At 68.4% G+C, this 13,034-nt stretch carries 13 protein-coding genes; 4 read left to right on the forward strand and 9 right to left on the reverse strand.

The features are described from left to right. Positions 1 to 642, forward strand: a complete 642-nt coding sequence (gene hemQ / locus CW348_RS15510) for a hydrogen peroxide-dependent heme synthase (RefSeq protein ID WP_227481042.1) — start codon at positions 1 to 3, stop codon at positions 640 to 642. An 84-nt stretch (positions 643 to 726) separates the two neighbouring features. On the opposite strand, the gene pssA is transcribed toward hemQ, so the two are convergent. From pssA to msrB, 3 genes are all read right to left on the reverse strand, one after another. Next, complete coding sequence (gene pssA, locus CW348_RS15515) at positions 727 to 1,479, reverse strand: CDP-diacylglycerol--serine O-phosphatidyltransferase (RefSeq protein ID WP_081430420.1); 753 nt, start codon at positions 1,477 to 1,479, stop codon at positions 727 to 729. Positions 1,480 to 1,483: 4 nt separating this feature from the next. Then, entirely contained in the window at positions 1,484 to 2,137 is a 654-nt protein-coding gene (locus CW348_RS15520) for a phosphatidylserine decarboxylase (protein ID WP_011292318.1), read from the reverse strand. A 64-nt stretch (positions 2,138 to 2,201) separates the two neighbouring features. Next, positions 2,202 to 2,624, reverse strand: a complete 423-nt coding sequence (gene msrB / locus CW348_RS15525) for a peptide-methionine (R)-S-oxide reductase MsrB (protein ID WP_011292317.1) — start codon at positions 2,622 to 2,624, stop codon at positions 2,202 to 2,204. Positions 2,625 to 2,785: 161 nt separating this feature from the next. Between msrB and CW348_RS15530 the strand changes: the two genes are divergently transcribed. After that, positions 2,786 to 3,181 carry a hypothetical protein gene (locus CW348_RS15530; protein WP_016188881.1) on the forward strand — a complete coding sequence of 132 codons (396 nt, stop codon included), beginning with the start codon at positions 2,786 to 2,788 and terminating at the stop codon, positions 3,179 to 3,181. Between the two features lie 130 nt (positions 3,182 to 3,311). On the opposite strand, the gene glgX is transcribed toward CW348_RS15530, so the two are convergent. From glgX to CW348_RS15555, 5 genes are all read right to left on the reverse strand, one after another. Beyond that, complete coding sequence (gene glgX / locus CW348_RS15535; protein WP_173668163.1) at positions 3,312 to 5,429, reverse strand: glycogen debranching protein GlgX; 2,118 nt, start codon at positions 5,427 to 5,429, stop codon at positions 3,312 to 3,314. Positions 5,430 to 5,788: 359 nt separating this feature from the next. Beyond that, positions 5,789 to 6,571, reverse strand: a complete 783-nt coding sequence (locus tag CW348_RS15540; RefSeq protein ID WP_227480889.1) for a sirohydrochlorin chelatase — start codon at positions 6,569 to 6,571, stop codon at positions 5,789 to 5,791. After that, entirely contained in the window at positions 6,553 to 7,245 is a 693-nt protein-coding gene (locus CW348_RS15545; protein ID WP_016188878.1) for a phosphoadenylyl-sulfate reductase, read from the reverse strand. The genes CW348_RS15540 and CW348_RS15545 overlap by 19 nt, the downstream gene beginning before the upstream one ends. Next, positions 7,242 to 7,445, reverse strand: coding sequence for a hypothetical protein (locus CW348_RS15550; RefSeq protein ID WP_016188877.1), 204 nt, complete (start codon positions 7,443 to 7,445; stop codon positions 7,242 to 7,244). The genes CW348_RS15545 and CW348_RS15550 overlap by 4 nt, the downstream gene beginning before the upstream one ends. A gap of 37 nt (positions 7,446 to 7,482) precedes the next feature. Continuing rightward, entirely contained in the window at positions 7,483 to 9,177 is a 1,695-nt protein-coding gene (locus tag CW348_RS15555; RefSeq protein ID WP_104612809.1) for a nitrite/sulfite reductase, read from the reverse strand. Between the two features lie 457 nt (positions 9,178 to 9,634). Here CW348_RS15555 and CW348_RS15560 point away from each other — a divergent pair, with 457 nt between their 5' ends. Together CW348_RS15560 and CW348_RS15565 are read left to right on the forward strand one after the other, a co-directional pair. After that, on the forward strand, positions 9,635 to 10,780 hold the full coding sequence (locus CW348_RS15560; protein WP_104612808.1) for a YihY/virulence factor BrkB family protein: 1,146 nt from the start codon (positions 9,635 to 9,637) through the stop codon (positions 10,778 to 10,780). 53 nt (positions 10,781 to 10,833) lie between these two features. Continuing rightward, complete coding sequence (locus CW348_RS15565) at positions 10,834 to 11,553, forward strand: HNH endonuclease family protein (RefSeq protein WP_104612807.1); 720 nt, start codon at positions 10,834 to 10,836, stop codon at positions 11,551 to 11,553. Positions 11,554 to 11,635: 82 nt separating this feature from the next. Here CW348_RS15565 and CW348_RS15570 read toward each other — a convergent pair whose 3' ends face one another. Continuing rightward, on the reverse strand, positions 11,636 to 12,847 hold the full coding sequence (locus CW348_RS15570; RefSeq protein WP_104612806.1) for an MFS transporter: 1,212 nt from the start codon (positions 12,845 to 12,847) through the stop codon (positions 11,636 to 11,638). Positions 12,848 to 13,034 lie beyond the last annotated feature (187 nt).

The raw sequence follows: 13,034 nt of genomic DNA on the forward strand, positions 1-13,034 counted from the left end.
ATGTGGTCGGTGTTCCGGGTCGGCGACATCACCGCGCTGGACCGCGCCGCTGCCGGAGACGAACTGACCGGCTTGCTGGACGCGGCCGCGGAGAAAGGCACTGCCACCCGGGGCGTCTACGACGTGCAGGGCTTCCGCGCCGACGCCGACGTCATGTTCTGGTGGATCGCGGACACCCCGGAACAGCTCCAGACGATCTACGCCGACTTCCGCCGCACCGCCTTGGGCCGGGCCAGCACCCCGGTGTGGTCGGCGATCGGCATCCACCGTCCGGCGGAGTTCAACCGGGGCCACGTCCCCGCCTTCCTGGCCGGGGAGGAACCGCGCGAATACCTGTGCGTCTATCCCTTCGTGCGGTCCTACGAGTGGTACCTGCTGCCGGAAGAGGAGCGCCGTCAGATGCTCGCCGAGCACGGCCGGATGGCCGCACCCTTCCCGGACGTGCGCGCGAACACCGTGTCCACTTTCGGGCTGAGCGACTACGAGTGGCTGCTCGGCTTCGAAGCCAACGAACTGCACCGCATCGTTGACCTGGTGCGGGCGCTGCGTGCCGCCCAAGCCCGCCGGCACACCCGCCTGGAGATCCCGTTCTTCACGGGCAAGCGCAAGAGCGTCGCGGAACTGGTGGAGGCCCTGCCCTAGTCGAGGCGGCCGTCCCGCCCCGTTCCTGGCTGTGCGGCGCCTCCGCCTTCGAGGCGGAGACGCCGCACCCCAGAAACCGTCCGGTCAGGGGCGCCGCCGCAGCGACATCGGTGCCAAGACCAGCACGAGCAGCATCAACAGCGCGCTGGAGTAGAGCAGCAGGAGCCCGCCAGGAGCGTCCATCGCCCACGCCACCAGGCATCCCGCGCCTCCCACGAGAGACGCCACAACGGTGTAGGCCGACCGGCCGCGGGGCTTGGGGTAGCGGATCGAACTGACCATCAGCCAGGCCACCACGAGGATCGCGAGGCTCCCCACGTACACCGGCGGGTGCAGCAGCACGATGACGATCACCGTCATCGCACCGAACGGGCTGGGCAGGCCGGTGAAGTGGCGGTCCCCGGGAGACTGGCAGGAGAACCGGGCCAACCGGACCACGACCGCCAGCAGGACTGCCGCCGCGACCACAAGCACCAGCACCGAACCAGCGGAGTGGGTGAAAGCACCCCAGGTGACCACGAAGAACGCCGGGGCGAACCCGAAGCTGATCACGTCGGCCAGGTTGTCGAGCTCGGCGCCCATTGCGCTGCCGCCGAGCCGGCGCGCCACCCTCCCGTCGAACAGGTCGAAGGCTGCCGCACCCAGCAGCAGGATGATGGGCATCGTGACCGCTTCGCGGGGCAGCGGTCCCAGGGCACCGGACGCGGTGTGCGCGAGCTGTGCGGTGACGAGCTGGCAGACCGCCATGAACCCGCACAGCGCATTGCCGAGTGTGAGACAGTCGGCTACGGAGAGGCGCGGTTCCGTCCGAACCGCCGTATCCGGTGGTGCGGTCACCGGATTAGTCGCGGTCGAGGCGGGTTTCGCCGGCGCGGACCTTCTGTCCGACCTCCACCGCAGGCGCAATGCCCGGGGGGAGGTAGACGTCGACTCGAGAACCGAAGCGGATGAGACCGATTCTCTCGCCCTGCTCGACCTTCGCACCGACCGGGTGATACGGGACGATGCGGCGGACCATCGCCCCAGCGATCTGGATGACCGTGACTTCGCCCACTTCGGTGTCGAAGGTCCAGATGACGCGTTCATTACGTTCGCTGTCCTTGTCGAAGGCCGGGAGGAAGCCGCCGGGACGGTGTTCGACCCCGGTGACCACACCGGCGATCGGAGCCCGGTTCACGTGAACGTTCAGGGGGTTCATGAACACCGCGATCCGGGTCCTGCCATCGGGCAGTGGATCGACGCTCTGGACGACACCGTCGGCGGCGGAGAGAAAGCGACCACTCGCGGGGCCACGGTCGGGGTCACGGAAAAACCAGGCCATCCCCGCCGCCAGGGCTACTACGGGGACTGCGAGCGCCTTGCGCGTTCGCGAACCCCGGCTCGTAAGTACGGCCAGACCCGCGGCAGTGAAGGCGGGAAGCAGCCAGGGGGCGGAGCCGCGAGCCATCCGCGGAACCAGCCGTCGTGGTCCGGCTGGATGACGCTTGGGGGTCATAGGGGAGAACCTTCGTCAGAGATGTTCCACAGGGGTAAGGGGAGGGGTGACATGAAGAAGGATGCTATTCCACTGTGTCCTCTGCTTCCAACGTCAAAGCGATGGAGTTGATGCAGTAACGGGCATCGGTAGGGGTGGGATAACCCTCCCCGTAGAAGACATGTCCCAGGTGGGAGCCGCATCGGGCACAGCGGACCTCGGTGCGCACCATGCCGTGGGAGAGATCCTCGTGCAGGGTCACCGCGGAACTGTCTACAGGATCATAGAAGCTCGGCCACCCGCACTGGGCGTCGAATTTGTGTTCGGAACGGAAGAGTTCCGCCCCGCAGGCCCGGCAGCGGTAGACGCCCTGGGCTGTCGTCGACACGTATTCGCCGCTCCACGGTGGTTCTGTGGCACCGAGGCGGAGTACGGCAAACGCTTCAGGGTCGAGGATCGCCCGCCATTCTTCTTCGGATCGCTGGACCGGTGGATTCTGTTCGCTCATGGGTAATGACGCTACCCCTTCCCAGGATTCTTTACCGGTTTCCACCTCTGAGGAACGTAAAGGGATTTCTAGAGCTTCATGTCCCTTTTCTTCATATGTGGGAGGTTCTTGGTCGGGGGTGGTCGGGTAGCGGCCCGCCGAACGAGAGTACGGAGGTGGGCATGTCCGTCGCACACCGGCAAGCGGTGGGCCGCCGCCGCTCGCCTGCCAAGGGAGCACGTATCCGGCAGCGCGCCGCACATCCCAGGCGGGCCAAGAACCGCGGGGCCGCGCCCCGGAAGCGGAGCATCAAGGCGTGGCTGACGTCGCTGGACTGGACACACCGGTACCCGATGTCCGATGGCCGCCTGATGCTCATCCTGATGGCGTTCAGCGTCGTGGCTGTGGCTGCGGCACTGCTGACCGCTGAAGCCCTCGCTGCGTGGGCCAGCACCTCCGGGGATCTGATCCCCGCGCTGCTGAGCGCAGTCCTCGTCAGCGCGCTCTTCGCCGTGGCACTGGTTCCCGTGCGAGGAGAGCTGCGTCGGCGCCGCGGAAGACGCAGCACCGCAGAGTGAGAACGGACGGGACGGGCCGGAGCCGTCCTCTCCAGCCCGCCCTGTCGCGGTCCGCGCGCTATCCGGTCAGACGCTGCGGCGGGCAGGACGGATCCCGGGTTTTCCGCTGCCTTCCAGCCGCCGCGCAGGTTCAGGAGGGCAGGGCTTTCGTCACCCCCTTGAGCACCAGGAACGACCGGTCGATCACGGTGACGTCGCTGCCGGCGGGCAAGTAGGGGCGGCCGGCCACCTCAGGGTCGGCCGTGTCGACCACCGTCTCCCACGCCGCGCTGTAGCTGGGACCGGGCAGGGTGAACTGCACGTCGTTGATCCCCGCGTTGAGCAGGAGGAGGAACGAGTCGTCGCGGATCCGGCGGCCCATCCGGTCCGGCTCGGTGATCGCGTCGCCGTTGAGGAACACGCCGAGGGCGCGCCACCCCCGCCCCCAGTCGGCATCCTCCATGAGCGTGCCGTCCGGGCGCAGCCAGGCGATGTCGCGCTGCTTGCCCCGCCCGGGGAGGGCCCCCTGGAAGAAGCGGCGACGCCGGAACACCGGGTGCTCCCGGCGCAGCCGGGACAGGGTGCGCACAAAGTCGAGCAGGTCGGCGTTGCGGCGGGCGAGCTCCCAGTCCACCCAGGAGATGGGGTTGTCCTGGCAGTAGGCGTTGTTGTTGCCGTGTTGGGTACGGCCGATCTCGTCGCCGTGGGAGAGCATGGGCACGCCTTGGCTGAGCATGAGCGTGGTCAGCATGTTGCGCATCTGGCGGCGGCGCAGCGTGGCGATGGCAGGGTCGGTGGTGGGGCCTTCCGTGCCGTGGTTCCACGAGCGGTTGTCGTCGGTGCCGTCCCGGTTGTCCTCCCCGTTGGCTTCGTTGTGTTTGCGGTCGTAGGAGACGAGGTCGGCCAAGGTGAAGCCGTCGTGGCAGGTGACGAAGTTGATGGAAGCCACGGGGCGGCGCCCGTCGGCCTGGTAGAGGTCGGAGGAGCCGGAGATGCGGGAGGCGAGCTCCGGCAGTACGGGGTAGCCCCGCCAGAAGTCGCGGACAGTGTCGCGGTATTTCCCGTTCCACTCGGTCCACAGGGGCGGGAAGTTACCGACCTGGTAGCCGCCGGGGCCCACGTCCCACGGTTCGGCAATGAGCTTGACCTGGGAGATGACCGGGTCCTGCTGGACAATGTCGAAGAATGTGCTGAGCCGGTCCACGTCGTGGAACTCCCGGGCGAGGGCGGCGGCGAGGTCAAAGCGGAAACCGTCGACGTGCATGTCGAGCACCCAGTAGCGCAGCGAGTCCATGATGAGCTGCAGCGAGTGCGGGTGGCGCACGTTGAGGCTGTTGCCGCAGCCGGTGTAGTCCAGGTAGTAGCGCGGATTGTCTTCCCGCACCCGGTAGTAGGCGAGGTTGTCGATGCCGCGCAGGGACAGGGCGGGGCCCATGTGGTCGCCTTCCGCGGTGTGGTTGTACACCACGTCGAGGATGACTTCGATCCCCGCCTGGTGGAGGGCCTTGACCATGGTTTTGAACTCCTGGACTTGATGGCCCCGGGTCCCGGTGGCGGCGTATCCGCTGTGCGGCGCGAAGAACGCCAGGGTGTTGTAGCCCCAATAGTTGGTGAGCCCTCGGGCGACCAGGGCGTGCTCCGGCAGGAAGTGGTGGATCGGCATGAGCTCCACCGCGGTGACGCCCAGGGAGAGAAGGTGCTCGATGATGGCGGGGTGCGCCATTCCGGCGTAGGTGCCGCGGAGCGGCGGCGGCACGTCGGGGTGGCGGATGGTCATCCCGCGGACGTGGGCCTCGTAGATGACCGTCTCGTGGTAGGGGATGTTGGGGTGCTGTTCGGCCCCCCAGTCGAAGAACGGGCTGACGACGACGCAGGTGGGGACGTAGGGGGCGCTGTCGTGGTTGTTGACCCGGCCAGGGTCGGCAAAGTGGTAGTCGAAGAGGGACTCGTGCCAGTGAATCTGCCCGTCGATGGCCTTGGCGTAGGGGTCGACGAGGAGCTTGTTGGGGTTGCAGCGGAGGCCACGTTCCGGATCGTAAGGTCCGTGGACGCGGTATCCGTACCGCTGTCCGGGACCCACCGTCGGCAGGTAGCCGTGCCAGACGTGGCCGTCCTGTTCGGTGAGCGGAACCCGAGTCTCCGCCCCGTCGTCGTCGAACAGGCAGAGTTCTACCCCGGTCGCGACTTCGGAGAAAAGCGAGAAGTTGGTTCCGGACCCGTCGTAGGTCGCCCCGAGCGGATACGCGTGACCAGGCCAGACTTCCACCATGGGCATCGGCGCCCTTCTGCGCTGTGTGGACTCGGACAGAAGCGTTGTTCCGCTCTCGCGGAGGTCTATGCCTTGACTGGGCGTCGGCACCCCCTTTCGTCCTGTGGGGACTCGTGTGGGTCCTAGTACCCTCGGGCGTGCCACATCATCGGAAATATCCGCGAACAGGAGCGAGCCCTGGCAGCGCAGTCCGGTGGCGCTGGGCTGCGCCGTTGAGGCTGGGCACCGCCCCGTGAGGCAGCAGAAGCTGTCCGAAGCCGCACCACGTCCGGGAACGCGAGCAGCAGCCCCGCTATGAGCCGGAAACAGAAGCGGGGCACCCGGTGCTGCACACCCGGATGCCCCGAGAGGAGATGCTGCTACGGGGCGGCTGATTCGGACACGGGTGCGGCGCGGAGCGCTTCGTCGTAACGGTGCAGCACCACCGCAGCGAGCTCCGGGCAGTCCCCGAGAGGAGCGGAGACGATCTGTGCCCCCGCAGCCGTGCAGTGGGTCCGTACCCGGTCCGCGAAGAAGCCTTCCGCCAGCAGGTAGCTGGCGACTGCTACGCGCTGGGCGCCCGCCGTGCGCAGCTCCTCCACCGCTTCGGCGAGGGACGGGCGGGCCGCGGACGCGAACGCGGTCCGCACCTCACGCCACGGACCGCGGGCAGCCAGGTCGCGAGCTGCCGCGGCGACCACGGCGTTGGCGTGCGGGTCGCTCGACCCGGCAGCGGCCAGCACCACCGCCGTGTCCGGGTTGGCTGTGGCCCCCGCCTCCGCGAGACGCCGTTCGAGCGCATCCAACAGGAGAGGGTGCGGGCCGAGGGTGGTGGCGTAGCGGATCCGGAGCCACGGAGAGTCGGCACGCACCCGCTCCAGGACGCGGGGCAAGTCCACTTTGCTGTGGTAGGCGGCCGTCAACAGGGTCGGCAGCACCACGACTTCCCCCGCTCCTTCCGCGGCGAGCGCAGCCAAAACCTCGTCTGGCGGGGGAGCAACGTGGTCGAGATAGCTCACCCGCACGTCCAGGTCCGGACGCTGGTGCCGCACCCGGGCGAAGAGCGCTTCCACGGTGGCTGCCGCCCGCGGGTCAGCGCTGCCGTGGGCGACCGCGACAAGCGGGATCCCGGCCGGGGCGCTGTTCAACTGTGGAGACCGCATTCGACTTTCCCTGTTCCCGCCCAGCGACCGCTGCGGGGGTCGGCGCCTTCCGGCACCCGCTGAGTGCACGGCGCACACCCGATCGAGGGGTAGCCGTCGTCCTGCAGCGGGTTGACGAGCACCCCGTGCTCAGCGATGTAGGAGTCCACCTGCTCTTGGGTCCAGCGGGCGATCGGATTGACTTTGATCTTCTTCTTGCGGGCGTCCCACTGCACGACCCCCACGGTGCGGCGGGTCACCGCCTCGTCGCGGCGCAGCCCGGTCAGCCAGGCGTCGTAGGACTGCAACGCCCGCTGCAGCGGCTCTACTTTGCGCAGGTAGCAGCAGAGGTCGGGGTTGCGGGCGTACAGCCGGGGACCGAGGTCGCGATCCTGTTCCGCTACGGTCCGGCTGGGGGTGACCGTGATCAGGTTGATCGGGTAGGTCTGCGCGACCGCGTCGCGGGTCCCCAGCGTCTCCGGGAAGTGGTAGCCGGTGTCCAGGAAGATCACGTCGATGCCCGGGACTACTTTCGAGACCAGGTCCACCATGACGGCGTCCGCCATCGACGCGGTCAGGCACAGCCGGTCGCCGAACGTGTCGGCGGCCCACTGGATGATCTCGGTGGCGCTGGCTTCTTCCAGGCGGGCGGCAGCCTCAGCGGCGAACGCCGCGCCGTCGGCCGTGATGTTCAACGCTGCTCCTCCCCGGTCGGCGTCGTAGTGGAAGGGGGGAACGCCGCGGCGTGGAGCCCGACGAAGGAGAGGCGGAAGACTCGGGCGCACGAGCCGCAGACCCACGGATAGCCTTGGCCCCGGGTGCCGTCGCCCTCGTGCGGCCGGAGGTCTTCGTCCCCGCAGTAGGGGCAGTAGAAGGGGACAGCGCGCTCACTCACCGGCGTTCCCTTTCCGTGGCGTGGCTTCGCTGAGCGCTCATTTCAAGTCCGCCTCGTCTGCGCGTGCCACCCATTCCGCGAAGGTCTCTTCGGCCTGCCGCTGCTCCGCGAACCGGCGCACTACCCGTTCGATGTAGTCGGGGAGTTCCGCGGCGGTCGTCTTCAGCCCGCGCACCTTGCGGCCGAACCCGGCTTGCAGGCCCAGTCCTCCGCCCAAGTGGATTTGGAAGCCTTCCACCTGGTTGCCGTGGGCGTCGGTGACGAGCTGGCCTTTCAACCCGATGTCCGCGATCTGGGTGCGGGCGCAGGCGTTCGGGCAGCCGTTGACGTTGATGGTGAGCGGTTCGGTGAAGTCGGGGAGGCGGCGCTCCAGCTCGTCGATGAGGGCCATCGCGCGGTTCTTGGTTTCGACGATGGCGAGCTTGCAGTATTCGATGCCGGTGCAGGCCATGGTCTGCCGGCGGAAGACGCTGGGGTTCACCTGGAGATCTTCGGCTTCGAGCGCGGCCACGACCGAGTCCAGCCGGTCTTCGGTGATGTCCAGGATCGCCAGCTTCTGGTCGGCGGTGGTACGCACCCGGTTCGAGCCGTGCGCTTCAGCGATGTCGGCGATCCGTCCCAGGATGGTGCCGCTGACCCGGCCCACCCGAGGGGCGAAGCCCACGAAGAAGCGGCCGTCCTTCTGCCGGTGGATGCCCACGTGGTCGCGGCGGGTGCCCGGGTCGAGGACCGGTTCGGGGCCGTCCGGCAGCGAGTAGCCGAGGTATTCCTTCTCCAGTACTTCGCGGAACTTCTGCGGACCCCAGTCTTTGATGAGGAACTTGATGCGGGCGCGGTGCCGGAGCCGGCGGTAGCCGTAGTCGCGGAACACGGAGCAGACGCCCGCCCACACTTCGCTGACCTGTTCGGGGCGGACGAACGCGCCGAGCCGCTGGGCGAACATCGGGTTCGTGGACAGGCCGCCGCCGACGAACAGGTCGTAACCGGGCGTACCGTCGGGTCCGATGACGCCGACGAAAGCCACGTCGTTGACCTCGTAGTTGGTGCAGTGCACGGCACACCCGTCGATCGCGGTCTTGAACTTGCGCGGCAGGTTGGAGAAGAGCGGGCTGCCGATGTGGTCGGCGACGATTTGGCGGAGCTGCGGGGTGGCGTCGATGATCTCGTCTTCGGCGATCCCGGACAGCGGGCAGCCGAGCAGGCCGCGAGGGGTGTCGCCGCAGGCTTCGGTGGTGGTGAGCCCCACGCTTTCCAGCCGCTCCCAGATGGTGGGGACGTCCTCGATACGCACCCAGTGCATCTGGATGTTCTGCCGGTCGGTGATGTCGGCGGTGTCCCGGCCGTAGGCGGTGGATACTTCCGCGAGCACGCGGAGCTGCGCCACGTTGAGCTGTCCGCCGTCGGTGCGGACCCGCATCATGAAGTAGCGGTCGTCGAGCTCCTCGGGCTCCAGCACCGCTGTCTTACCGCCGTCGATCCCCGGGGCGCGCTGGGTGTAGAGTCCGTACCAGCGGAATCGTCCGCGCAGGTCGGCAGGGTCGATGGAATCGAAGCCCTGTTTGGAGTAGATGTCGATGATGCGCTTGCGGACGTTGAGCCCATCATCGTTCTTCTTGATCTCTTCGTTCTTGTTGAGCGGCTCGCGGTAGCCGAGAGCCCACTGCCCCTCGCCGCGGCGCGGGCGCGTCGTCTTCCTGGCGGGACGGCCGGTCGGTGTGGGTGCGGACGGCATGGGTGAAGTCCTCCGAGTCTATGTCGTCCACCGGGGCGCGGACCGTGACTCTGCGAGTCCGGTCAATCGCGTTCTGGGCGCGTCGCGGCCCGACACCCGTCCGACCGGGCTGTAATGCGGCACATAACAGCGGAGAGGAGGGGCAACGTCGGTGCGAGCACGCCCAGGGCGGAACTGGTGCTCAGCAACTAGGCGTTGAGGCGACGTTGCGACAGAGAGCGCTGCGGACCCGAAGGTAGTCCACGTGACGGCGCACGCAGAGCATGGGGTCGAGGGCAGCGATCATGGCAACGACCATGTCATGCCGTCAATGATTTGTCTACCCACTAAGTGGGAAAAGTTTCGTGAGTCGTATCACAGTGTCGAAGGCGGCTCCGAATTACGGTTCGTCAACGGAACAGCGAGGAAACCACGACGATCCCCGCAGGGCATACGGCAAAACGGACATTTCAGGGCTATGTTCGAAGGTGTGCGACCTCAATGGGCGAACCTCGAGCGGCTCCAGGAAGCGGTCAGAACCTGGCCTGACCGCCACCCCCGCTCCGGCGCCGCAGCCATGCTGGTCGCCCGCACGGTGCGGTCCGCGCTGCGAGTCCGCATCATCGGGTTGGCCGCCGAGTCCGCGTTCTTCTCCCTCCTGTCCCTGCCGTCCCTCCTCCTCGGCCTCGTCGGCACCCTGGGCCACCTCAGCTCGGTGCTCGGCCACCAGACAGTAGTGGAGATCCGCGCCTGGATGCTGGACCTGGCCGCCACCGTCCTGACCGCTGAAGCCGTGCAGACCACCGTCGAACCCCTTGTCGACGACTTTCTCGGTGGCGCCCACGGCGGGGTGCTCTCGCTCACCTTCCTCGTCTCACTCTGGTCCGGCTCCCGCGCCATGAGCGTGTTCATCGAGGCCATCACCATCGCCTACGGGCTGGAAGGCATGCGCGGCTACCTGCGCCGCCGCCTGCTCGCGTTCGTTGCCTACCTCGGGGCGCTGCTGTTCGCGCTGGTCGTGCTCCCGGCTGTGGTCGCGGGCCCGGACGCACTCCGCGCCCTGCTCCCCGCAGCCGACACCTACCTCCACCTGGGCTACTGGCCGCTGGTGGGACTGCTCAGCCTCGGCAGCATCGTGGCCCTCTACACCTTGAGCGTCCCGGTGCGCACCTCCCTGGTCCGCCAACTGCCGGGAGCGATCGCTGCCGTCCTCATCCTGCTCTGCGGCACCGTAGGGTTGCGGCTCTACCTGGAAGCCTCCTTCGGACAGGTGAACCTCTACGGTCCGCTCACCGCGCCCATCATCATCGTGATCTGGCTGTACCTGACCGCGCTCGCCGTGCTGGTCGGATCCTCCCTCAACGCCGAGATCGACGCCATGTGGCCGGTCGCGGAAACCGCGCGGGCCCGGGCCGAGCTCGCCGCCCGCCGCCAGGCCAGCGCGGTCCGCCTCGCAGAACGCCACGAGCAGGCCCTGCAGCGGATCGCCCAGGCGCGCGAGCAGGACACGAGGGTTGCTGAAAGCCGGGCGGGGAAAAACTCCGAAGTGCAGTCCTCCCCCCGGCCCGATCGCGCTGCCGCAGCCCGCCGGCGGCCTGCCCGCCCGCGCCGGCGCCGCCGCTGAGGCAGAGTAGATCGCGGTACCCCCTCGTAGTGATGACAGGAGACTGAGCTTCCATGCCCCCCACGCAGCGCCTCGGCAGAACGCGGATCGGGATCGCAGCGGCGGCCGCCGCAGTGCTCTTCACCACGGCCGGCTGCCAGTTCCTCGACGACGTACTCGCCGAACTGGAAGACGGGCTCGCCACACCGTCGCCAAGTGAGCCCTATGCCCCGCAAAGCGAAGACCTGGATGCGGCCGCGGCCTGGGAGCAGCTCGAGTCACTGCAGCTCGCGGAACCTGCTCCGCGCGGCGACTACCGGAGGGAAGAGTTCGGCCACGGCTGGATCGACACCGACAGCAACGGGTGTTCCACGCGCAACGACATCCTTGCCCGCGACCTCGACAATGTGCAGCTCGCCTCCGACGGCTGCAAAGTCCTCTCCGGTACGCTGCACGACCCGTACACCGGGAAGACCATCGAGTTCACCGCGGACGACCCGCGGGCCGTGCAGATCGACCACATCGTGCCGCTCTCCCTGGCCTGGCGGATGGGCGCCAGTGAATGGGACCGCGAGACCCGCATCGAGTTCGCCAACGACCCCGGCAACCTCCTGGCCTCTGACGGCCCGGCCAACCAGCAGAAAGGCGACGCCGGCCCCGGCGAATGGCAGCCCCACGAGGCATTCCAGTGCACCTACGCCATCCGCTACATCGACGTGCTCTACCGGTACGACCTCCCCGTCTCCCCAGAGGACTACCAAGGGCTCTCCGCCATGCTCGACACCTGCGCGTAAGCAGGTGCGGCCCGGGTAGTCCGGGGATCGGATCCCGTTTCTGCTGACCCCGCAGACGCGGTGTGCCTGCGTACCTGCGGGGTCACCCGTCTTCCGAGGTGCGGGGCCGGAGACTGGTGGCCAAGGCAGCGCCGATGAGCGTGGCGACAGGGAAGAGGGCCAGGCCGACCCGCAGCGAAGTCGCGTCCGCGACCAGGCCGACCAGCGGCGGGAACGCCAGGAAACCGAGCCGGGCCAGCCAGGCCACCATAGACACACCGGTCCCGCTGTGCACCCCGGGGATCTCGCCCGCAGCGGCCAGCGTCAACGGGAACAGGGTGGCCACACCCAACCCGCACAACCCGAAGCCCACCACGGTGGTCACCGGGGTGGGGAACAGCAGTGCCCCGCTCAACCCCACCGCGGACAGCAGCAGACCGGTCCGTGCCACCGCCACCGCCCCGAACGCATCGGTCAGCCGGTCCCCGGCCAGTCGCCCCGCGGTCATCGCCGCCTGGCAGGCGACGAACGGCAGCCCCGCGAGGAACGCTGTCGCCCCGATGCTGTCCCGCATGTAAACCGCACCCCAGGACGCTGCCGCGTCCTCCACCGCGGCTGCGAGCATGAGGAGGACACCGAGCGCCACCATCAGCCCCACTGCTCGCGCAGCCGGAAACCATCGGGCGCCGTCCCCGAGAGAGGCCGCGCTGCGTTCGGCGTGCTCCGGGCCGTCCAAGAGCAGCCGCGACGAGGCCACCACGAGTCCGGTGAGCATGCATGCGAGCCCGATGAGGAAGACCAGGAAAGGCAGCCGCAGTCCGACCGCGGCTGCGCCCAGCAGGCCGCCCGCGACCGCCGCCACACTCCACACCGCGTGGAAGGTGTTGATAATGCTGCGCCCGTAGCGGCGCTGTACCCGCAGCCCGTGAGCGTTCATCGCCGCATCGCACCACGTGTCCACGCAGCCGATGACGAACAGGATGGCCACCAGCACCCCCCATTGGGGTGCCAGCGCGATCACCGGCAGCAGCCACGTGGACACCAGCGCGCAGACCACCGCGGTACGGCCGCTGCCCCACCGGGAGATGAACGGTCCGGCGAGCATACCGGTCAGCAGCGCACCCAGCGGCATGGCAGCGATCGCGGTGCCCAGAGCCGTATTGGACAGCTCAAGCTGGTTTTTGATCTCGGGGAGCCACGGCACTACAGAGGGATAGCCGAGCCCGTTGCTCGCGAACAGCCCGGCAACCCCCCAGCGGGCCCGCCGCGCTGCCGGGTCAGGCGCCGCGGAATTCAGCCGATGACCGGACAACAAACCTCCTCAGAGCGCGGCGGTTGCGGAGAATCATCCGCAAAACAGGATCACGGTGGCGATCCGGGGTGATCCTAGGGCCAATCAGGGCAGTGGCGTAACTCCCCGCGGCGAGCAGGTCCCTGTCGGCAGGGGGAAGCCGGAGCACCGCGCCCGCACCCCGGCAGACAGCGCGACGTGCAGCCGCGCA

The sequence above is a fragment of the Thermobifida sp. genome, from assembly GCF_017577275.1.
In the GTDB taxonomy this organism is placed as follows: domain Bacteria; phylum Actinomycetota; class Actinomycetes; order Streptosporangiales; family Streptosporangiaceae; genus Thermobifida; species Thermobifida fusca.

What these genes read in the sequence shown, in the direction of transcription:
- glgX (WP_173668163.1), bottom strand. Translation starts at nt 5,429, where the DNA reads ATGGTGGAAGTCTGGCCTGGTCACGCGTATCCGCTCGGGGCGACCTAC.
- CW348_RS15520 (WP_011292318.1), bottom strand. Translation starts at nt 2,137, where the DNA reads ATGACCCCCAAGCGTCATCCAGCCGGACCACGACGGCTGGTTCCGCGG.
- CW348_RS15560 (WP_104612808.1), top strand. Translation starts at nt 9,635, where the DNA reads ATGTTCGAAGGTGTGCGACCTCAATGGGCGAACCTCGAGCGGCTCCAG.
- CW348_RS15565 (WP_104612807.1), top strand. Translation starts at nt 10,834, where the DNA reads ATGCCCCCCACGCAGCGCCTCGGCAGAACGCGGATCGGGATCGCAGCG.
- hemQ (WP_227481042.1), top strand. Translation starts at nt 1, where the DNA reads ATGTGGTCGGTGTTCCGGGTCGGCGACATCACCGCGCTGGACCGCGCC.
- CW348_RS15555 (WP_104612809.1), bottom strand. Translation starts at nt 9,177, where the DNA reads ATGCCGTCCGCACCCACACCGACCGGCCGTCCCGCCAGGAAGACGACG.
- CW348_RS15530 (WP_016188881.1), top strand. Translation starts at nt 2,786, where the DNA reads ATGTCCGTCGCACACCGGCAAGCGGTGGGCCGCCGCCGCTCGCCTGCC.
- CW348_RS15540 (WP_227480889.1), bottom strand. Translation starts at nt 6,571, where the DNA reads ATGCGGTCTCCACAGTTGAACAGCGCCCCGGCCGGGATCCCGCTTGTC.
- msrB (WP_011292317.1), bottom strand. Translation starts at nt 2,624, where the DNA reads ATGAGCGAACAGAATCCACCGGTCCAGCGATCCGAAGAAGAATGGCGG.